The organism is Terriglobia bacterium (genome assembly GCA_032252755.1).
Taxonomy (GTDB): Bacteria; Acidobacteriota; Terriglobia; order Terriglobales; family Acidobacteriaceae; genus JAVUPY01.
Window position 1 is genome coordinate 34,974 of record JAVUPY010000086.1, and the last position, 20,485, is coordinate 55,458.

The 20,485-nt window shown below is 58.1% G+C and carries 16 protein-coding genes; 7 read left to right on the forward strand and 9 right to left on the reverse strand.

The annotated features are described in order from the left end of the window. Nucleotides 1–15 precede the first annotated feature (15 nt). Entirely contained in the window at nt 16–999 is a 984-nt protein-coding gene (locus tag ROO76_21245; GenBank protein MDT8070695.1) for a hypothetical protein, read from the forward strand. An 80-nt stretch (nt 1,000–1,079) separates the two neighbouring features. On the opposite strand, the gene acs is transcribed toward ROO76_21245, so the two are convergent. From acs to ROO76_21265, 4 genes are all read right to left on the reverse strand, one after another. Further along, nucleotides 1,080–3,047 carry an acetate--CoA ligase gene (acs, locus tag ROO76_21250; GenBank protein ID MDT8070696.1) on the reverse strand — a complete coding sequence of 656 codons (1,968 nt, stop codon included), beginning with the start codon at nt 3,045–3,047 and terminating at the stop codon, nt 1,080–1,082. A 216-nt stretch (nt 3,048–3,263) separates the two neighbouring features. Beyond that, nucleotides 3,264–4,853 (reverse strand): cation acetate symporter, encoded by a 1,590-nt coding sequence (locus ROO76_21255; protein MDT8070697.1) that lies wholly within the window; start codon nt 4,851–4,853, stop codon nt 3,264–3,266. Continuing rightward, complete coding sequence (locus tag ROO76_21260) at nt 4,850–5,212, reverse strand: DUF485 domain-containing protein (protein MDT8070698.1); 363 nt, start codon at nt 5,210–5,212, stop codon at nt 4,850–4,852. The genes ROO76_21255 and ROO76_21260 overlap by 4 nt, the downstream gene beginning before the upstream one ends. A gap of 12 nt (nt 5,213–5,224) precedes the next feature. Further along, the gene (locus ROO76_21265) at nt 5,225–7,090 is read right to left on the reverse strand and encodes a hypothetical protein (protein ID MDT8070699.1); all 1,866 of its coding nucleotides are present in this window, start codon (nt 7,088–7,090) and stop codon (nt 5,225–5,227) included. A gap of 497 nt (nt 7,091–7,587) precedes the next feature. Between ROO76_21265 and ROO76_21270 the strand changes: the two genes are divergently transcribed. The 6 genes from ROO76_21270 to ROO76_21295 all read left to right on the forward strand — a co-directional run bounded on the left by ROO76_21270 (nt 7,588) and on the right by ROO76_21295 (nt 14,865). Next, the gene (locus ROO76_21270) at nt 7,588–8,304 is read left to right on the forward strand and encodes a Crp/Fnr family transcriptional regulator (GenBank protein MDT8070700.1); all 717 of its coding nucleotides are present in this window, start codon (nt 7,588–7,590) and stop codon (nt 8,302–8,304) included. 887 nt (nt 8,305–9,191) lie between these two features. Continuing rightward, the gene (locus ROO76_21275; protein MDT8070701.1) at nt 9,192–9,977 is read left to right on the forward strand and encodes a 4Fe-4S dicluster domain-containing protein; all 786 of its coding nucleotides are present in this window, start codon (nt 9,192–9,194) and stop codon (nt 9,975–9,977) included. Further along, entirely contained in the window at nt 9,974–11,152 is a 1,179-nt protein-coding gene (gene hybB / locus ROO76_21280; GenBank protein ID MDT8070702.1) for a Ni/Fe-hydrogenase cytochrome b subunit, read from the forward strand. Before ROO76_21275 ends, hybB begins: the two co-directional genes overlap by 4 nt. Next, the gene (locus tag ROO76_21285; protein MDT8070703.1) at nt 11,139–12,902 is read left to right on the forward strand and encodes an ATP-binding protein; all 1,764 of its coding nucleotides are present in this window, start codon (nt 11,139–11,141) and stop codon (nt 12,900–12,902) included. Before hybB ends, ROO76_21285 begins: the two co-directional genes overlap by 14 nt. Before the next feature lie 59 nt (nt 12,903–12,961). Then, nucleotides 12,962–14,332: a sigma-54 dependent transcriptional regulator gene (locus ROO76_21290; protein MDT8070704.1), complete on the forward strand. Its 1,371-nt coding sequence runs from the start codon at nt 12,962–12,964 to the stop codon at nt 14,330–14,332. Continuing rightward, nucleotides 14,329–14,865, forward strand: coding sequence for an archaemetzincin family Zn-dependent metalloprotease (locus tag ROO76_21295; GenBank protein ID MDT8070705.1), 537 nt, complete (start codon nt 14,329–14,331; stop codon nt 14,863–14,865). The genes ROO76_21290 and ROO76_21295 overlap by 4 nt, the downstream gene beginning before the upstream one ends. Nucleotides 14,866–14,984: 119 nt before the next feature. Here the strand turns inward: ROO76_21295 and ROO76_21300 are convergent, their stop codons facing one another. From ROO76_21300 to lnt, 5 genes are all read right to left on the reverse strand, one after another. Beyond that, the gene (locus tag ROO76_21300) at nt 14,985–16,118 is read right to left on the reverse strand and encodes a hypothetical protein (protein ID MDT8070706.1); all 1,134 of its coding nucleotides are present in this window, start codon (nt 16,116–16,118) and stop codon (nt 14,985–14,987) included. A 3-nt stretch (nt 16,119–16,121) separates the two neighbouring features. Then, nucleotides 16,122–16,742 carry an HD domain-containing protein gene (locus ROO76_21305; protein ID MDT8070707.1) on the reverse strand — a complete coding sequence of 207 codons (621 nt, stop codon included), beginning with the start codon at nt 16,740–16,742 and terminating at the stop codon, nt 16,122–16,124. Between the two features lie 18 nt (nt 16,743–16,760). Continuing rightward, complete coding sequence (locus tag ROO76_21310) at nt 16,761–17,507, reverse strand: cation transporter (protein ID MDT8070708.1); 747 nt, start codon at nt 17,505–17,507, stop codon at nt 16,761–16,763. Nucleotides 17,508–17,555: 48 nt separating this feature from the next. Continuing rightward, nucleotides 17,556–18,675 (reverse strand): peptide chain release factor 2 gene (gene prfB / locus ROO76_21315; protein MDT8070709.1). Its coding sequence is split into 2 segments (ribosomal slippage): nt 17,556–18,590 and nt 18,592–18,675, totalling 1,119 coding nucleotides; the frame shifts between segments, so codons are not numbered across the junction. 106 nt (nt 18,676–18,781) lie between these two features. Beyond that, a complete protein-coding gene (lnt, locus tag ROO76_21320; GenBank protein ID MDT8070710.1) occupies nt 18,782–20,383 on the reverse strand; it encodes an apolipoprotein N-acyltransferase in 1,602 nt (533 codons plus the stop codon). Between the last annotated feature and the right edge of the window lie 102 nt (nt 20,384–20,485).

The following is a 20,485-nucleotide window of genomic DNA, read 5'->3' on the forward strand; positions in this document are numbered from 1 at the left end:
GATCGGGAGGAAAACATGAGCAAAGGAACAGTTGGTACCGGTTGGAGCCTCGTATGGGGCCACAAGAAGATTTTGATATGGGTTTTTGTTGTGAACCTGGTGCTGGGAGCGCTGGCTACTAACACGCCACGCGTGGAATTCAGTAGTGTGCTCGACCACAGCATGCACGCATCCAGACTGGCGAATGGGTTCGATGTCGCGACTTTCGGCGAACTTCTCAGCAGGCCCGACATTAATATGACGGCCCTGACGCGGGGCTCCGTCCTGTACTCCTATCTTTTCTTCCTCTTCATGCTGTTCATCGTCGGCGGCATCCTGACTGCCTATCGCGAAGACCGTCCGCTCACGGCCGGCGAGTTCTTCGGCTCCAGCGGCGATTATTTCTGGCGGATGGCTCGGCTCTTCCTGATGTCGCTGATCCCGTACGCAGTGGTCGTGGGGCTTACAGGAATCATTTTCGCGATAGCTTCGCAGGCAGCCAGTGAAAAGACGGCGTTCCAGATCCGGTTGGTCGGCATCGGCATCAGCGTCGTCCTCGTCCTGCTGGTGCGCCTCTGGTTCGACGTCGCGCAGGTGCGCGCCGTAGCGCAGAACGAGCACGGGATGTTCCGCGACCTGATGCGAGCTTTCGTGATCTCGTTCAGGGCACTGGGCACGCTGCTCTGGATGTACCTCCGCATCAGCATCGTCGCCTGGGTTTTGCTCGGAGTTGGCTTGTGGGCGTGGAGCCATCTGCCAGGAAACCAGGTTTGGGCGACATGGTGGCTTCTCGAAGTCGTAATGCTCACCCAGATTTTCGCCCGCCTTTGGCAGCGCGCAGCGTCTGTCCGCTGGTATGGTTTGTATGCGGAAGAACACCCGGCCGTTGTCGTCGAATACACGACGACGCATCCGGCGGAAATCCCAGGGCCTGAGGTCCTTGCGGCACCTGCCGCGCAGCCCGCGACTCCGCAGGCGGAATCCGCCGCCGCACCCGAACCGCCCCCAACACAGTCGTAATTCTTCCCGCCAAAACTAAAGGCGCAGCTTTTGGCTGCGCCTAAGTCTTGCCGCTTCCCTTTGCCGTTCTGCCGTTGTTTCTATTCGTCGCTTTCCTTGAGCCGCGCGATCACGTTGAAATCTTCCAGCGTGGTCGTGTCGCCTTTTACTTCGCCGCTCGTGGCGAGTTCACGCAGCAGGCGCCGCATGATCTTGCCGGAACGGGTCTTCGGCAACTGGTCGGTGAAGCGAATGTCGTCTGGTTTCGCCATCGCGCCGATTTCCTTCGCCACCCACGCCCGCAGTTCTTCTTTCATATCCTTCGATGGAGTAATGCCACCCTCGAGAGTTACGAAAGCGCAAACCGCCTGCCCTTTCAGATCGTCTGGACGACCGACGACCGCGGCTTCGGCAACCTTCTCGTGCGCCACCAGCGCTGATTCAATCTCCATCGTCGACAGCCGGTGTCCGCTGACATTGAGCACGTCGTCTACGCGGCCCATGATCCAGAAGTAGCCGTCTTTGTCCTCGCGCGCGCCGTCGCCCGTGAAGTAAACGCCCGGAATATCCGACCAGTACTGCTTCACGTAACGGTCAGGATCGCCATAGATGGTGCGGAGCATTGCGGGCCACGGCTTCTTGATCACAAGGTATCCGCCGGAACCCAGCGGTACTTTTTCCCCGGATCGCGTAACTACTTCCGCCACGATCCCCGGGAATGGACGTGTCCCGGAACCAGGCTTTGCTGGAATCGCGCCCGGCAACGGCGTGATCATGATCATGCCTGTCTCGGTCTGCCACCATGTATCGACAATCGGGCAGCGGTTCTTGCCAATCACGTCGCGATACCACATCCAGGCTTCCGGATTGATCGGTTCGCCAACTGTGCCAAGCAGTCGCAGGCTGTCCATCTTGTGACGGTTCGGCCAGTCGTCGCCCCACTTAATGAAGGTACGAATCGCGGTCGGCGCCGTGTAGAAAACGTTCACCTTGTGCTTGTCGATGATGGCCCAGAAACGGTCGTACTCCGGGAAGTTCGGCGCGCCCTCGTACATCATGCTGGTGGCGCCGTTCTGCAGCGGCCCGTAGACGATGTAGCTGTGGCCAGTTACCCAGCCGATGTCAGCCGTGCACCAGAACACGTCCTCGTCCTTGAGATCGAACACCCACTTCGACGTGATATAGGTTCCGACCGAGTATCCGCCGGTCGTGTGCACAATGCCCTTCGGCTTGCCGGTGGTTCCCGAGGTGTAGAGGATGTACAGCGGGTGCTCTGCGTCGAGATGCTCGGCCGGGCAGTCATCGCTGGCGGTCGCCATCAGGTCGTGATACCAGTGGTCGCGGCCTTCTTCCATTTTCACCGGCGAACCGGTGCGCTTGAGCACCACGACGTGCTTCACGCTCGGACAACGGTGCAGCGCCTCATCAACCGTGTTCTTCAGCTTGACCTCGGTGCCGCGCCGATGACCGCCATCTTGCGTGATGACCGCAACCGCATGCTGATCGACCACGCGATCGACAATGGCATTCGCTGAGAATCCACCGAAGATCACCGAGTGCACCGCGCCGATGCGCGCACACGCCAGCATAGCCACCGGAAGCTCCGGCACCATGCCCATGTAAATGGCAACGCGATCGCCCTTCTGGATCCCAAGACTCTTCAGTACGTTCGCGAACTTCTGCACTTCGACGAGAAGTTGCTGATACGTCAGCGTGCGAGTGTCGCCGGGTTCGCCTTCCCAGATCAGGGCGGCCTTGTTCCGGCGCCAGGTCTTCACGTGCCGGTCCAGGCAGTTGTAGGAGAGGTTGATCTCGCCGCCGACGAACCATTTCGCCCACGGCGAATTCCACTCCAGGACCTTGTCCCATTTCTTGAACCAGTGCAGTTCTTCGGCAATGCCACCCCAGAACTTCTCCGGATTGTCCTTCGCCTCTTGGTAAATACGCTCGTACTCTTCCAGGCTCTTCACATGAGCCTTCGCTGCGAATTCCGGGCTGGGCGGGAAAACACGAGTTTCCTGCAAGATTGAATCGATGTTTGCTTGTGATATGGCTGGTGTATTCGCCATCCTTGAATATTCCTCCGTACCTTCTGGACTGCGGAGCGACCGTTACTTTAATGCTTTCGCAAAAAGATTGCGAGTGGGGCTAAAAACCGTGCCTCTCAGTTGGTTCTTCGATCAAAGTTGTTTGCACCCCACATCTGCCGAAGCTGCCAGATGTGGGGTTGTAACCGCGATATCCGTGCCCCACGTCCGCCGTAGTCGGCAGACGTGGGGATGTTCTTAGTGTGCCGAGGCTTTCTCGGCTCCCAGGCCCGTGTTGGCACGAACCTCGAGTTCCGTGAACTTTGCTTCGGCCATAGGTTCACGTCCGCCGATCAAAGCTCCCAAGTATGCACCGAGGAACCCAATCGGAACGCTGAGAATCCCGGGATTCTCGAGCGGGAAGATGGCTGCATGGTTGATGAAGTGCTTTCCGTCCGTACCCATCAGGCTCGGGCTGAGGAAGATCAGCACGATCGATGCAACCAGTCCTGCTGCCAGTCCCCAGACCGCTCCCGCCGTGTTGAAGCGCTTCCAGAAGATCGAAAGCAGGATGACGGGAACGTTGGCCGAGGCCGCTACTGCGAATGCCAGCGCGACCAGGAAAGCCACATTGGCAGCCGGTCCGAGCATGAGGGCAATTGCGATGGCAACCGCTCCCACGACGAACGCCGCAATACGTGCGACGCGCCGCTCTTCGCCCGGCGAACGCTCGGTTCCGTTGTGAACGATGTTCGTCCAAACGTCATGAGCGAACGAGGTAGAAGCCGAGATCGTAAGGCCGGCGACCACCGCAAGGATCGTCGCAAACGCGATGGCGCAAATGAACGCGAAGAACACCGAACCCGCCAGTGCATTGGCCAGCAGCGGCGCGCTCATGTTGATGCCACCGTTCTTGCCGATGAAGTCGCGACCGACAATCGTCGCAGCTCCGAACCCAAGGAATGTGGTCATGATGTAGAAGCTGCCGATCAGAACCATCGCCCACACTACGGAGTGACGGGCCGTCTTAGCATCCGGCACCGTATAGAACCGTACGAGAATGTGCGGAAGCCCCGCGGTTCCGAAGATCAGCGCGATGCCAAGCGAGATCAGGTCGAGCGCCCCGTAAGGTGGCTTGAAGCGCAAGCCCGGCTGCAGGAAGTCCTGCACGACAGGCTTTCCACCCGCACCGGTGTAGTGCACCTGCGTTACGGCGCTGAAGAACTCGCCAAAGCTGAAGTGGAAGTGCGCCATCACGAGGACGCTCAGCAGCACGGTGCCGGCCATGAGCAGGATTGCCTTCACGATCTGCACCCAGGTCGTCGCGATCATGCCGCCGAAGACCACGTAAATGATCATCAGGACGCCCACGCCGATGACGGCCGTGTGATAGCTGATGTGACTGTCCTTCAGTAGCAGTGCCACCAGCGCTCCGGCACCGACCATCTGCGCGATCATGTAAAACGTGCTCACGACAAGCGTGCTCAGGGAAGCCATCGCGCGAACCGGCTTTGGTCTCAACCGGTACGCAAGCACGTCGGCCATGGTGTACTTGCCCGCATTGCGCAACGGTTCGGCGACGATCAGCAGCACCGTCAGATATGCCACCAGCCATCCGACCGAGTACATGAAGCCGTCATAGCCGAAGAATGCGATCAATCCGGCGATGCCGAGGAAGGATGCAGCGCTCATGTAATCACCGGCGACGGCTACTCCGTTCTGCCACGCGGTGATTCTCCGGTTCGCCGCAAAATACGACGCGGTTGAACTGGAGCGCTTCGCCGCCCACGCAGTGATGCCCAGGGTGACTACGATGAAGGCGAGGAAAAGCAATAGTGTAGTGTTCATTGTCCGGTCACCTTCACTTTCCCTTCCTCCTCCAGTCGTTGCATAATGCGCGCCCCGTACGCGTCAAATTTCTTGGCGGCGCGCACATAGAGGAAAGCGATGATCCATGAAACGAAGAACTGTGAAAGCGCGAACAGGTAGGCTATGTTCACCTGTCCCCAAACTTTACGATCCATGAAGGCCGGGAAATACCCGACCAGGATGGGCAACGCAAAGTAGTAGGCGATGAAGAAAATGGTTGCCGGAACGACGAATCCCACCTTAGCCAGAAGCAGAAGGCGAAATTCGTCCATTTCCGCGACGCGGTCCCATTGGCTTTTGCCGTCGGGGTTTGCGGCCTGCGACACCGTATCAGCCATGGTCTCTCCTAATTAGAAACTGAAAATCGTTGAAAATTCACTGCGCACGTCATGCCACGAACTCGCGACACCGCCATTCCAGATCGGCGTTACGTAAGTTGGGCCAGCGCCGGGACCTGAAAGTTTCGTGTCATAGTACGACTGTTCGTATCCGAAAGTGACCAGGGAGTTGAGCTTCCAAAACAAGGTCCCCGCGAACAAACTGCTGCGATCGCGGTTGCCCATGGAATTGTCCGCCACTGCCGGCGCCCTCCGGACATCCCGCGCGTACGGATCGTCAACGCTGTAGTGCAGGTACATCTGCCATCCCGCGTTGCGACCAGCAGGGTCGGCGTGGAAGATCCGGCTCAGCGGGAATCCCAGGTTCACAAACCCGCCCGCCGTACGAATCGGTCTTTGCGGTGCTACGACGTACGCCGTGCCGTTGTTGCCGAACGTAACGGTATTACCATCCACGCCTGTCGCCGTCAGCAACCCGGTCAGGCCGGTGGTATCCGTGAAATTCGAGTACAGGCCGTTGACGAAGAAGAACCGCAGGTCCTCGCCGTTGTAATACTTGGCAAGCAGCGTAACGTACCGCGTCGGCAACTGCATTTCCAGCGAAACGCCGTTTTGGCTGCTGCTGACGCTGGTTCCATTCGGAAACGCGCTCTGCGCCGCCGCGGGAACATTCGCCTTGGCCACGTAAATGCGCCGTTCGCCGTTCATCGCGCTGATGATGAACTGTGCCGGCACCACTCCAGGCGCTTTATCCAGTTGCCATTGAAACACCAGCCGTCCCTGTATTTCCGGGCGCGCCGAATCCGGTCCCTGGCGCTCACCGTAACCCAGTTGACTGGCGAGGTCGGTGGGTGGCAATCCTGACGACGGCGTCACAATCGCAAACTCGGGTCCTATACCGAATTTCCGGTCACCGCCGAAGGTGTGGAACAAGCCGACTCGGAGCTGGGGATCCCGTTCATAGAGCGTTCCGAAGCCCAGGCCCAGGCCGGTCGTCTCCAGCAGGTTTGGCAGCGTCGATGAACCGAAGGGCGTCCAATCCTGCCCAAACAATCCAAAAACACTGGTCCGATCCGTCGTCTTGTAGTCGATTCGACCATAAGCCAACCGAATCGAAGGCATGCTCGATCTCATACTGGAGATGTTGCGGTTGTTGACGCGCGAGAAGTTTCCTTCGAAATCAAACTCGACTTTGCCGGTTATGGAGAGATTCGGGCTGAGGTCCGGCCATTCAAACATTGCTCCCAGCCGTGTCGACCGCGCCTTGACATGAAATTCACCGCCGGGGTTCGGGCCTGTATCGATGGAGCCTATGAACCCGGGCAATGGGAAATCGTTGCCATACGGAGACGATGTGTCGTCGATGACGCTCATCTTCACGAATCCGTAGAATTTCAGCAACGCACCCGAACCGAGTTTAACGTCGGGGATCAATCCCTTCTTCGAAGGCTCGAGTTGGAGAACGCGCAGCGGCGCGACTGCCGGTATGAAGGTGGGAGCCGGCGGCTTGGATTCTGTCGGTTTCGCCGCCTGCGGTGTGGAAGCCGTCGTAGTCAAGACGGCAGGTTTATATGTGGCAGCCGGTTGCGAGCCGGTTGATACCGGGGTCACAGTCAACTGGTCGAGATCAGCGTTTGAAAGCACGCCCTTCTGCTTCAGCAGGTAAAGCAGCTTTTCACGCTGATTGTTGCCCGTTCCGATAAAGCGGGCTTCGTCAGAGGTGATTACGCCTTTCTCTACAAGAACACGAACCAGGGGGTCCTGTGTGACGGGACCGCCCGTGGTAGCAGTCTGAGCTGCCTGTTGCGCCCAGAGAAAAGTTGTGGGGATCAAAAGCAGCGCCAATATGGCGCTGAAGAACGTCAAGTGTCGCTTCATTTCGGCGAGACCTCCTGTATCTCAGCCGCGGGCCGTTTGATAATGCCTGGGGGATAAGGCCTTTTCTTATGAACAGCTTTCTGCAGCAGGAGGACTGCAAGTAAATAAGCAGGTATAAAACGATCGAGGACGATGGCAGGTCCGGCCGGTTAAAGAGGGTCGAAATCATGTATTAGACCGCGCTCCCTGGCCGGGATACACTCCGGCCTCCGTCAGGCACAACCGAACAGCGAAGGGGATGTTTCACCATCCCGGCTGCGCCCAACTGCGTCACGCGACGATGTGACCGGCAGCCCTCGCCCTTGGTCGAGTTTGCGCATTCTCGCGGAGCCATCGACCCAAAGTCTGTGAGCCGTCTACCCCATCTCTGTAATGGGCGTCACAACCCTTTTGTGATATAAGTCAGCAGCATAGGGGCCCGTGGAGCGGTTTTCCGGGGCAAAGTCGAGAATTTGAGTCCGGCGGCGGATGATAAAATCTAAGTAACGGGAGGCACTGTGGGAGCGCCATACGGCCTGGAACTCGTTGAGAACTGCCTGATCTGCAAGCTGCGGACGGATGCGTTTTTCTGCGGCCTGCCCAAGACTTCTCTTGAAGCTTTCGAAAAAATCAAATTCACCGCCGCATATCCGGCTGGCGCCGTCCTCTTCGTGGAGGGTCAGTCGCCGCGCGGAATCTACATGCTCTGTAAAGGGCGGGTGAAACTCTCGACGACATCCAGCGATGGCAAGACCTTGATCCTGAAAATCGCGCAGCCCGGCGAGGTCCTCGGTCTCCATGCCACGGTTTCGAGCACGCCGTACGAAATCACCGCCGAAACCGGACAGCCTTGCCAACTTAATTTCATCAAGCGCGACGATTTCCTGCGCTTCCTCCAGGTGCATGGCGATGCCTGCCTCAAGGCCGCCCAGCACCTCAGTCGCGATTGCCAGTCCGCCTACCAGCAGATCCGTTCGCTCGGCCTTTCTCATTCCGCCCCCGAACGCCTCGCCCGCCTGCTTCTGGAATGGGCACACGGCGACGGCGCCGATGCGGAGGGGATGCGCATCAAGGTTGCCCTTACACACGAAGAGATCGCACAGATCATCGGCACGTCGCGAGAGACCGTAACGCGGACTCTTGCGGACTTCCGCAAAAAGCAGATCGCGGTTCTCAAGGGCTCCACACTTTTGATCAAGAACAAGCCCGCACTTGAACGCCTGATAGGCTCATGATTTCATGACTCGTCCTTGACCCGGCCATTGCGGCCGGGTTTCTCTTTGTCGGGACTCTCGTCATCCTGCTGACCGTTGTCGTCGCATTCATGAACGGAGCCGAGAGGCTGGGGCTTATCGCAGTTTTTGTCACAACTCGCAGTAGCTTTTCGCAACATCCCGCAACCTCTCGGTATCCCCGCATTGCATTTCTCAGCACGATCTAACCATCATCCCGTTTTTTCTCGCTGAGATTTTCAACACACGCGCACGAATCAAGGCTCACGACTCAGGGTGACACGGGTCACTGCGACGTCACTTGTACGATCTCACACTCCTAAGTGCTGCAATCTCGCGAATTTGGAGTTGCAGTGATGCAGTTTTCAACGCAATAAATCGGGCGGTCTGCAAAGCTCTTAAGCCTTTGCGACCGCTGTGGCATTTAAGGGCATTTTTTATCAGGAGGCGCGATGCGGGATTTTCATAACGAATGTTCTCATCATCCTTTTTCTCGCTTCACCCGCTTCGTTTGCTCCTGGCGCCCACAGTCGCACTTCGTTGTTCGAAGTGCATTCCGGTCAAAACGAAGCAGTGATCGTCAATGCGGAGGAATTGGTCCGTAACGACAACGAGAAAAGGTGAGCAATGCAGCCCAGCTTTCGCCTGATTCATGACGATAACCGGCAGGCGGTAAACCCGCTGGCGGTGCGCCGCGGAACTGAGCCCGACGCGTATGTCTTCCCCGCTCCGGCCCGAGTATCCTTGAGCACCACCGACAATCCGCAATGCCTTCCGAGCCCCACCCTGAATCTCATTCGGTACCCAGCAGCACATTTATTCCAATCTCATTCCAGCTCACTCGATGAGCCGACGTTTAGTCCCGATCGGCCATCCCAGGCGGAGAGTCTATGAGTAAAGCACTCCTATACGACGCAACCATGTGCATCGGTTGCAAACAGTGCGAGGCCGGCTGCGCGCAGCAGAACAAGCTGCCGTACGACGACAAGATCGCAGCGGAAGAATACACATCGGACCATAAGTTCACAGCCATCATGACCAAGGGCGACAAGTTCTTTCGTCGTCTCTGCATGCATTGCCAAGACCCCGCCTGCGCCTCTGTATGCCCGGTCGGAGCGCTCAAGAAGACCGCGCTCGGCCCGGTGGTTTACGACGCTAACAAGTGCATGGGTTGCCGCTATTGCATGGTCGCCTGCCCATTCAGTGTTCCGAAGTACGAGTGGGGAAAGGTCATACCCAAGATTGAAAAGTGCATCATGTGCCCCGATCGGGTTGACAATGGCCGGCCCACCGCATGTGCCGAAGCCTGCCCCACCGGCGCAACCAAGTTTGGAGATCGTGCCGAACTCATCAAGGAAGCCCAGCAGCGCCTCCACGACAACCCGTCGAACTACGTTCCGCACATTTTCGGAATTGAGGAAGTCGGTGGCACCAGCGTCATCATGCTTTCCAGCGTGCAATTCGCCGAGTTCGGCCTCAACCCGGCAAAGCTCCCGACCGATCCCCTGCCGATGTACACCTACCGCGTGCTCTCGCGCATCCCCGATTTCGTTCCCCTGGGCGGCGCAATGCTCGGTGGTGTCTGGTGGATCACCCACCGTCGCGAAGAAGTTGCCGCCGCGGAAGCCGAAGAAGAAGCAAAGAAGAGCGAAAAGCGGGAGGGAGGTAAGCGATGAAATTCAAATTCACGTTCTGGAAATTCATCTTCGCTGTGATCATGGTTCTCGGCCTCTACGCGACAGTCATTCGTTTCACGCGTGGCCTCGGCGCCGCCACTAACCTCTCCGACCAATTCCCCTGGGGCATTTGGGTGGGCTTTGACGTGCTTTGCGGCGTGATGCTCGCCGCGGGCGGTTTCACCCTCACGGCCGCTGTCCACATCCTCAACATCAAGCGCTGGCACTCCATCGTGCGGCCAACGGTCCTTACCGCGTTCCTCGGATACGTACTGGTGTCGTTCGCGCTGATCTTTGACCTCGGCAAGCCCTACAACATCTGGCATCCATTGATCATGCGCAATCCCCACTCGGTAATGTTCGAGGTAGCGTATTGCGTCATGCTCTATACGACGGTTCTCTCGCTGGAGTTCTCGCCGATCGTTCTTGAGCGCTTCAAACTTGAGAGACCGCTGAAGATCGTCAAGGCGGTTCTCATTCCACTCGTAATCCTCGGCGTGATCCTCTCAACGCTGCACCAGTCTTCGCTTGGCACGCTCTACCTCATCATGCCGACGAAGCTCCATGCTTTCTGGTATAGCTCACTGCTGCCGGCCTTCTTCTTCATCTCGGCCATCGCGGTAGGCCTGGCGATGACGATCTTCGAGTCCTCGATGAGTTCGAAGTACTTCCATCGTCAACTTGAACTTCCCATCCTGCGAGAGCTTGGACGCGTGCTCTGGGTCGTGCTCTGGGTTTACACGATCCTTCGCTTTGAAGATCTCCTGCATCGCGGCCTGTTGAAGCAGATCCTGCTACCCGGCTACGAGATGTACCTGTTCTGGATTGAAGCGATCATGGCCATGATTGCTCCTATTGTTCTTCTGTCCATCAAGAAAGTGCGCAATTCGCCCGGCGGTCTTTACTTCACCGCCGTACTGGTTGTGCTGGGCTTCATCACCAATCGCCTCAACGTCAGCATTACCGGGATGGAAGGCACAGCGGGCGGGCATTATCTGCCCAAATGGACCGAGTTTGCCATCACCGCGATGATCGTTGCCGGCGGTTTTGCCCTGTTCGGACTTGCGGCAAAGTACCTGCCCATCTTCCCGGACGAAAAGGAGCACGAGGCCGCGGCCGAAGAGGTTGTGGCGGTACCGGTCGCATCCGCCGTGATGACCAATGTCGGAGACTGAATCCGATTCGAAGAACACAAAGCACGGGGCCGAGGAGACCGTTCCGACGCCCCGTAAATGGCAGCCGCAGGGTCACGAGCTCTCCGAGCTGGAGTCCCAGTTCCAACTCCACTGGAGCGACATCACCAACAGCATTAGCGCGAAGCTCCTGCTGCTGTTGGCTGTCACCCTCATCGTGACCTTCGGAGCCCTCGGATATCTCAACATTCGCCTGCATCGCAAGGACCTCGAAGCGCAAACGCTTGCCTCGGCCGAGGGCATGGGTGAAGTCATCAAGCGCAGCACCAGTTCTTACATGATGCACAACGACCGCAGCGGCCTCTACGAGATGATGGGCACGATGGCTAATCAGCCAGGCGTCGTCCACCTGCGCATCATCAACAAGGAAGGCCGGATCAGCTTTTCTACCGACCCGGACGAAGTGAACCAGATGGTGGACAAGAGCGCCGAAGCCTGTTACGGATGCCACGCGCAGGCTCAGCCGCTCACCCGGCTCAATCGGCCCGACCGTTTCCGCATCTTTCGCGCGTCGAACAAGGACCGTGTTCTCGGCATCATCACGCCTATCGAGAACAATGCGACCTGTTCATCCGCCGAATGCCACGCCCATCCGCCCAACCAGCAAATACTGGGTGTGCTCGATACCAGTCTCTCCCTCGCCAAGGCCGACGCCGACAATGCCCACGGCAGCAGGATACTCGCCGCCTACACGGTAGCCGGTTCCATCGTCATCGCCGTCCTGAGCTTCCTGTTTATCTGGGAAATCGTTCACCGGCCCCTCAAAAAGCTCAAGCACGGCACCGACCGCTTACGCGACGGAGACCTTGGCTACCAGATTGACGTCACATCAAACGACGAAATCGGCGAACTCTCGTCCTCGTTCAACTCCATGAGCTACGAACTGTTCGTCGCACGGCAGGAAATCACTTCCTGGGCGCTAACACTCGAAGAGCGCGTGGAAGAGAAAACGCGCGAGTTACGTCGCGCGCACGAGCAGATGCTCCAGGCTGAGCGCATGGTCGCCATCGGCAAGCTCGCCGCTGTTGTCGCGCACGAAATCAACAACCCGCTCGCCGGAATTCTCACCTACGCCAAGCTCATCCGGCGTTGGTTCGAAAAAGGCATCGACTCGGAAGCCAGGAAGAAAGAAGCCCTCGATTCGCTCGACTTGATCGCCGGGGAAAGCCGTCGCTGCGGCGAGTTGGTGAAGAACCTGCTCACCTTCTCGCGAACCTCACCCATCAGTCTCGAGAAAGCCGACGTCAACACCATCGTTGAGCGCTGCTTAAGGCTCATCGAGCACAAGTCGGAACTAGCTGCCATCCAGTTGCAAACCGAACTCGCAACCGATCTCCCGACCGTTTATTGCGACGCCGCGCAGATCGAACAGGTCCTGCTTGCGCTCTGCATGAACGCCATCGACGCCATGCCGCATGGCGGAAATCTATGGCTGAAGAGCGCGCGCCTCAACGAAACCGAAATCCAGCTCACCGTTCGCGATGATGGCACCGGGATTCCGGAGAGCGTTTTGCGCAATCTATTCGAGCCCTTCCTGACCACCAAGGAAGTGGGCAAGGGCGTTGGCCTTGGCCTCGCCATCAGCAAAGGCATTGTCGACCGCCATGGCGGCAAGATCGAAGTCGAATCGAAGCCGGGACACGGCACAACTTTTCGTATCACATTACCCGTCGATGCACGGGTCAGCGAGGCTGCGGCCGTCGCCGCCGCCGGAAACGCGCTGGTTCGTTAAAGACCCACGTCTGCTAACTGCGGCAGGCGTGGGCACGGAATAGCGCAGGAGCCAGGAACGTGAGTGACATTAAGGGAAATCTGCTGATCGTAGATGACGAATTGAGCGTACGCGATTCCCTCAGCAAGTGGTTTCGCGAAGAGGGATTCGACGTCGGTACCGCCGAAAACGCCAATGAGGCCCTGCTTCGCCTCGCTGAACGCAGGTGGGATGTCGCACTGCTCGACATTAAGATGCGCGGCACAGACGGCATCGAATTGCAGCGCCGCATTCACGAGGTCGAATCCGATGTCATCTGCATCATGATGACCGGCTACGCCTCGGTCGAAACCGCCATAGCCGCGTTGAAAAATGGCGCCTATGACTACGTGACCAAACCGCTCGATCCAGACGAGATCGCGCACCTCGTGAACCGGGCGCTCGAGCATCGCAATGCGCAGCGCGAGAACGTTCGCTTGAAAGAACAGGTCGCGGAGTCCACCCGCCCATCCGAAATCGTCGGCCAGGGTCCGGCCATGCAGCGCGTCTTCGAAGCCATCGAAACCGTCGGACCCACCGACGCCACGGTGCTCATCACCGGCGAAAGTGGCACCGGGAAAGAGTTGGTCGCACGCGCCATCCACTATGCCAGCCCGCGGCGCTTTCACCCGCTCGTTGTAATTCACTGCGGCGCGCTCACCGAGACTCTGCTGGAAAGCGAACTCTTCGGCCACGAAAAAGGTGCCTTCACCGGAGCGCAGTACCGCAAGAAGGGTAAGTTTGAAATCGCTGAAGGCGGAACCGTATTCCTGGACGAGATCGGCGACATCAGTCTCAAAACGCAGACCGACCTGCTGCGCGTTTTGCAGGAGCGCGAAATCGTTCGCGTCGGTGGCAATCAATCGATCAAGGTCGACTTCCGCATCGTTTCGGCGACCAATAAGAGCCTTGAGCAGCTAATCGAAGAAGGCAAGTTCCGCCCCGACCTCTTTTACCGCCTCAACGTCTTCCGCATTGAACTGCCGCCGCTGCGCGACCGTAGGGAAGACATCCCGTTACTCGTCAATCACTTCGTTGGCAAGTTCTCGAAGGAGATGAACAAGCGCATCACTCGTGTGTCACCGCGGGCGATGGATATTCTGCAGGCTCACGCCTGGCCGGGCAACATCCGTGAACTGGAAAACGCCGTCGAGCGCGCCATGGTCGTGGCGCAGGAACCCGAACTTCGCGAACAGGACTTCACGCTCGCCAAGGTCAATGGTTCATCCGTTAGTTCAGCTTTTCAGGGCAAGACATTGGATGAAATGGAACGTACACACATCCTGCGAGTGCTCGAGGAATGTGGCGGAAACCAAACGCGCGCCGCTGAAATGCTCGACATCGACCGCGTCACACTGCATCACAAGCTGAAGAAGTACGGCTGGAAAAAAGACATCGTAGAGACTCGATGAAAGCCCTGAACCTGCTGCCGATCGGAAATGTCGATCCAGGGCTGCTGGAATGGCTACGCCAGGAGCTCATCGAAGGCTTTCGCATTCCCTGCGAAATCGTCGACCCGCATTTGGACCCAGGCTTCGCGTTTCACCCGGAGCGCGACCAGTTCCACTCCAGCGAGATACTGGAGCGCCTGCATGACTTCGTGCAACCCAGTACCTGGCGAATGCTCGGCGTCACGCCCGTCGACCTCTATATCCCCATTTTGACGTTCGTTTTCGGCGAAGCCGAACTCGGCGGCGCCTGTTCGGTCGTTTCCTACCACCGCCTTCGCCAGGAGTTCTATGGACTGCCGCCCGACTTACCCCTTCTCGGGCGACGTCTTCTCACCGAATGCATCCACGAACTTGGCCACACTCTCGAACTCACTCATTGCCAGGACTACCGCTGCGTCATGGCTTCATCCCACGCGGTGGAATGGATCGACCTCAAGGATTGGACCTTCTGTCCCGATTGCGCCGCCAAAGCCGAAGCCCAGGCCCAGTTCTGAACGGCATTGACGATTGACTCATTGGGCGATTGAACTGCACTGTCGGTATTTTTTCGGGTTTCAATCGTCAATGCAGTTCATTCGTCATTCTGAGATTCGTCATTTCGACATTCCCTGTCTTACTCTTTCTTCGACTGGCTCTTTTCCCGAAACATCTTGAGCCCTAGCTTCCTCAGCAAATCACTGACGTTCTTATTCATCGAAAGATGCTTCAAGTCCATCACGAGCAGGTGCGGCATAAGCGGCAGTGCCAAATCGAGCGGCGTTCTTGGGTTATTGATCAGGGCGCGGATGACCGCATAGTTCTTCATGTACTTCCTTTTTGCCGCAATGCCGCGCAACACCGCTTCCTGCACATTCTTCATGGAGGCGAACATCTCCGCCTCGGTATCGGTCACCTTCGGCGACTCCAACACCGCGAGCGCCACAACCTTCGCACCATCGCGGATCAGGATGAATCGTTCGTCCTTGTTCCCCTTCATTGCCGCCTGAACGCGCTCGCCAACGGTCATGCGCGCCAGTTTCTGCAGCGTCGAAAGCTTTTTTTCGTCTTCCGGATTCGCGTGCTTGTCTGCGGCCTTGTGCGTCGCCTTCTCGTCTTTCCAGTCGATCTTCGCCAGCCCAAGCAAGTCGTCGAGGTCGTCCGGATCCAAGCCTTCCGGCCGATAGAGCTGGAATATGTCGTTCTCCGCCGACTCGATCTCCGCCCTGTGCTTCTCGAGGAATTCCCGCATCTCCGGCGTTTCTTCGAAATCTTCCAGCGGTTCCGTTTCGCTCGGCGCCGCCGAACCTCCCAGCGCGGCTTTGATGTCCTCATGCTCTGCGACGGTCAGGTGCGGATTCTTTTGCAGGGCACGTAACACTCTCTCCGCGCCACGAACCCGCGGCGTCGTCAGCATCACCTTTGCCATGTCGCGCGAAGCGCTTTCCGCAACCTCCTGTATCCGCTCTTCCGGCAGCGAAGGATTTCCCAGCAGCGCCAGGAACAACTGCGGCCTCAGATTTTTTGGATCAAAGAAATATTCGAGAACTTCCACCGGCGTCGCCCGATCCGCTGCGATTGCCTCGGCCTGCTTCAGATCCCACCCGGCGAGCGTTATCCGCGCCTGCTCGCCCACAATCGGGTGATGCCTGAGGTGAACCAATATCTCGATCATCTCCGGCGCGGGAAGTGATAATGCCCCTTTGGAGGCCGAGCGCAGCAGGTTCGCCGGCACGGCAGACTGTTTAATCAGGTCCAGCATGTGGCCCATGGGTTAGGTCTCCGGAAATGCCAGTTCTTTCGGGCGCTTTTCGTTGGCCGCCGCGTACAATTCGTTCACAATACGGTCCAGTTCCCGGGCCATCTCGTCCCGCTTTTGCTCCAGGAACGCCCGCGCCAGCGCATCGTAGTACCAGAGCGTCCCGTTACGTTTTCCGCTGAAGCGTTCAAACGTTTTCGTGCCGTGATGTCGCACATCCCGCAAAATCGTTCCAGCGTTGTGAATCTTGTCCGCAAGCGACACGCGGCGACTACTCTCGGAAACCCCTGGAAGATGCTCGATGTACTTTTGTTTTCGCTCTCGCCACGCGGGCTTCGGATCGCCCTCGCAGTCGCTGCAGTCCGCGACGATCTTCGCGACCCTGGGACCGAAGCGCTCCTCGATTAGCTTCAGCGTCCTTTGCCCACCCTGGTCCTCAACCGCGTCGTGCAGCAGCGCCGCCGTCGCTTCTTCTTCTGAGCCGCCAAACTCCAGTACCAACGCCGCCACTGCCATCAGGTGCGACACGTAGGGCGTGTCCTTGCCTTTCCTTCCCTGCTTCCCTTTCGTCTGGTGCAGTTCGAAGGCTAGTTGAAATGCCTGCTCGAATTTTTGACTCAGATGCCGCGCTTCCATGTTTGAAGGGGCACGGCTTCAGCCGTGCCGTTCCTGCTTACATCCACACCCGGGTGCCCCATTCTTCGCGTCCGCTTCTGACGCGAAGGGTGGGACAGTTCCCAAAACTTCGATGGACGCATTGCACGCACACGGATCGCCCTTCAGCGCCTCGATCCCTTCGCGGATAATAATTGGAACCATGATAAGTCCCGCGACGGGATCGGCCCACCACCATCCCAGCAGGAAATTCAAAAGTAAACCGCCCAGCAGAATCGCCGAAAGATAGGCACAAAGGTCGGTCTGCCGCGAATCGGCGTGGAGAGCATTGCTGTTCAGCGTGCGCGCGACCTTGCGTTTTGCGCGCGCCAGCAGCGGCATAGCGATCAGAGAAAGCGCAGCAATAATGATTCCGGGAATACTGTGCTCGGGCACTTCCCGCGTCCAAAGGTCCTTCGCTGCCTGGTAGCCGACGTATGCTGCGAGCGCGAGAAAGCTCGCCCCTACAATTCTTAGCGCAACCCGCTCGGCCCGTTCGCGAGTGTCAGCATTCCGCTCATTCGCATGACTCAATCGCCACAGCAACGCCGCACCGGAAGACGTCTCGATCACCGAATCCAATCCAAAGCCAACCAGAGCAATGCTCCCGGCAAGAAGTCCAGCGACAATCGATGCAATCGCCTCGAGCGAATTCCACCCAACGGTCAGATATTCCAGCCGTCGTCCGCGGACCAGGGCGGCCTGTCGGGTCGAGCCGAAATTATCAGAATGGACACTAGCATTCATCTCTGCTCCGCACGATTTGCTCTTCCGATCTTCCGATTACCACCGCGTTCACTGTCCTCTCTGCTCCCGCCTCATCAGCAGATACGCCCGTATGAACCCGTCGAGATCGCCATCCAGCACACGATCCACGTCGCCGACCTCATAACGCGTCCTCAAATCTTTTATCAGCCGGTATGGCTGCAACACGTACGACCGAATCTGCGACCCGAATGCGATGTCCAGCTTCGCGTCCTCAATCTGCTTGCTCGCTTCCTTCTTCTTCTCCAGTTCGTACTCGTACAGCTTCGACCGCAGGATTTTGAACGCCCGCTCCCGGTTCTTGTGCTGTGAGCGCTCGTTCTGGCAGCTCACGACAATCCCCGTCGGAAAATGCGTAATCCGCACTGCCGAGTCCGTCGTGTTGACGTGCTGTCCGCCCTTGCCACCGGAGCGGAAGGTATCGATACGAATCTCTTCCGGCTTGACGACAATGTCGATGCTGTCGTCGATTTCCGGCGAGACGAACACGCTCGCGAACGAGGTATGCCTTCGCGCCGCCTGGTCGAAGGGCGAGATGCGGACCAACCGGTGCACGCCGATTTCGCTCACCATCAGCCCGTACGCGTATTCGCCGGTAATCGAAAACGTCGCTGACTTGATGCCAGCTTCTTCGCCCGCCTGGTAGTCGTTCAACACGGTTTCGAAGCCCTTGCGCTCGCACCATCGCAGGTACATGCGCATCAACATTTCGGCCCAGTCCTGCGACTCGGTTCCGCCCGCCCCTGGATGGATCGTAACGATTGCGTTTGCCGCATCCTGTGAACCGGAGAGAAGCGTCTGTGTTTCGAGTTTCTCGACCAACCCGCGCAGAGCGTCCAGTTCCTTCTTCAGCTCTTCGGAGACGTCCTCGCCCTCGTGGGCCAATTCGAAGAACGCACCGATGTCCTCGCTGCGCTGCACCAGTTCCTTGTCGGTCGACAAAGCGTCTTCCAGGCGCTTGCGCTCGCGCATCACTTTTTGGGAATTTTCAGGATCGGACCAGAAGTTCGGATCGTTTACTTTCTTCTCGACCTCGTCGAGTTGCGCGCGCACCTTGGGCGCGTCAAAGATACTCCCGGAGCTCGCGCACCTTGTCTTTCAGCGCGGCATACTGCTGTTCTAGCTCTTCCGTCGTGTACTTGGATTCCATTCCTTAAGTTCTCCAACCAACTTTCGCCATCCCGAGCGAAGGTCGCGAGGTTTTGTTTGCGCGCGTTGTTGGCGCGCTCGCGACCGAAGTCGAGGGACCTGCATCTCTACACCGGTTGTGGCTGCGTCACATCCGCTCGTTCCCTGAAGCGGAAGAACAGCCCGACTATGCTGATTATCGCACACAGTATCGGGAACCAATCGCCGTAGCGCGTGTAGAAAGTGGTGCCTGTTTCGCGCCCGTAGCCGGCCTTTAGGACGCCGCGCCTGTTGCGCGGCAACGACTGCACAACGCGCCCCAGTGGATCGACGACAGCCGTAATCCCCGTATTCGTATCGCGCAGCAGCCAGCGATCGTTCTCGATCGCCCTCATCCGCGCCATGTTCAGGTGCTGCCAGGGCGCACCGGTGTTGCCGAACCAGCCATCGTTCGAAATGTTGACGAACACATCGGCCCCGCGTTCCGCGAACTGCCGCACTTCACCCGGAAAGACCGATTCGTAGCAGATGAACACGCCGACGCGCTGCCCATCCACCGTGAGAGGCGCCCGGTACGTCCCAGGCACAAAGTTTCCCACTTCCGCGGTCAGCGACTTGGCGAACCTAAGCACGCTGGCAAACGGAACGTACTCTCCGAACGGCACCAGGTGCACCTTGTCATAGCGTGCCACCACTGCGCCCTGTGGGCTGACCAGCGCCGCCGAGTTGTAGATATTCTCGGAAGAGTTGCTCCGTCGAGGATGTACCCCGATGCTTCCAGCAATGACGTACGCATCTGACTTCCTGGCCACATCGGCGATCGTGTTCACGAATTGCGGATCGTTGAGGAAGAACGGTGCTGGAGATTCCGGCCAGACAATCAGGCCTGCGTCTTTTTGGGCCTCCTTCGGCAGAATACTAATGTCCGACAAATTGGCCAGCAACCTGTCGTACTCCGCCGCGGTCCATTCCTCGCGAATCGGCACATTCTGCTGCACCAGCAGCGCATTGGCTTCGGTCGGCGCGGGATCGAACTTGACGAACTGCTCCGTCTGCAATGCGACGGATGATACCAGTGCCGCCGCGATCATCGCCTTCCGTTTGGTCTTATGTACCAGGAAGGTCGCCGCGAAAACCGTGTTCACCAGCGCGATCTCGAACGAGAGCCCGTAAACCCCCGTCACTGTTGCCAGCCGGCTAAGCGGAATATTGTTCACCTGTGCCGTCCCGAGCAGGTCCCACGGGAATCCGACAACGTACGTCCGAATCAACTCCACCGTGACCCACAGAAACGGCGCCAGGACCAGGGCTCTCCGGCTGAAGCCTGCTCTGGCCTGCCCTGCCCACGCCAATAGCGCACCGAAAATGCCGTGATTCAATCCCAGGTACAACGAGAACAGGATCAGCAGCAGGAAGGATACGAACGGGTTCAGGCCGCCATATAGGTGCATTACATGGAACACCCAGTAGCACGTTCCCAGGTACCAGACCACCCCGCACGTCCAGCCGAGTACGAATCCTTGCTTGGGAGTTGCGGGAATGAGAAAGGAGGGACTCTGCGATTCCAGCAGAACCGTCGCATCGACTTCGCGCGCCCGCAGGATTGCGTAGATCAGCGGGGCCAGTGCCACCCAGCACAAGAATGTGAGATCCGGTGTCGGGAAGACGAGGATCTGCAGGATGCCAGAACTGATGGCCAGCAACCATGCGCTGGGATGGACGCGTCGCATCAGCGCAAGTGTAACAAACGCCTGCAAATCTTTGCGTTACACGAACGGCACCATCGTGTGATTTACCTTCGTGTGATTTACTTTCTCGTCCGCACGCTCTCT

Coding starts and splice junctions, on each gene's coding strand:
- ROO76_21245 (MDT8070695.1), top strand. CDS start 16: ATGAGCAAAGGAACAGTTGGTACCGGTTGGAGCCTCGTATGGGGCCAC.
- acs (MDT8070696.1), bottom strand. CDS start 3,047: ATGGCGAATACACCAGCCATATCACAAGCAAACATCGATTCAATCTTG.
- ROO76_21255 (MDT8070697.1), bottom strand. CDS start 4,853: ATGAACACTACACTATTGCTTTTCCTCGCCTTCATCGTAGTCACCCTG.
- ROO76_21260 (MDT8070698.1), bottom strand. CDS start 5,212: ATGGCTGATACGGTGTCGCAGGCCGCAAACCCCGACGGCAAAAGCCAA.
- ROO76_21265 (MDT8070699.1), bottom strand. CDS start 7,090: ATGAAGCGACACTTGACGTTCTTCAGCGCCATATTGGCGCTGCTTTTG.
- ROO76_21275 (MDT8070701.1), top strand. CDS start 9,192: ATGAGTAAAGCACTCCTATACGACGCAACCATGTGCATCGGTTGCAAA.
- hybB (MDT8070702.1), top strand. CDS start 9,974: ATGAAATTCAAATTCACGTTCTGGAAATTCATCTTCGCTGTGATCATG.
- ROO76_21285 (MDT8070703.1), top strand. CDS start 11,139: ATGTCGGAGACTGAATCCGATTCGAAGAACACAAAGCACGGGGCCGAG.
- ROO76_21295 (MDT8070705.1), top strand. CDS start 14,329: ATGAAAGCCCTGAACCTGCTGCCGATCGGAAATGTCGATCCAGGGCTG.
- ROO76_21300 (MDT8070706.1), bottom strand. CDS start 16,118: ATGGGCCACATGCTGGACCTGATTAAACAGTCTGCCGTGCCGGCGAAC.
- ROO76_21305 (MDT8070707.1), bottom strand. CDS start 16,742: ATGGAAGCGCGGCATCTGAGTCAAAAATTCGAGCAGGCATTTCAACTA.
- ROO76_21310 (MDT8070708.1), bottom strand. CDS start 17,507: ATGAATGCTAGTGTCCATTCTGATAATTTCGGCTCGACCCGACAGGCC.
- lnt (MDT8070710.1), bottom strand. CDS start 20,383: ATGCGACGCGTCCATCCCAGCGCATGGTTGCTGGCCATCAGTTCTGGC.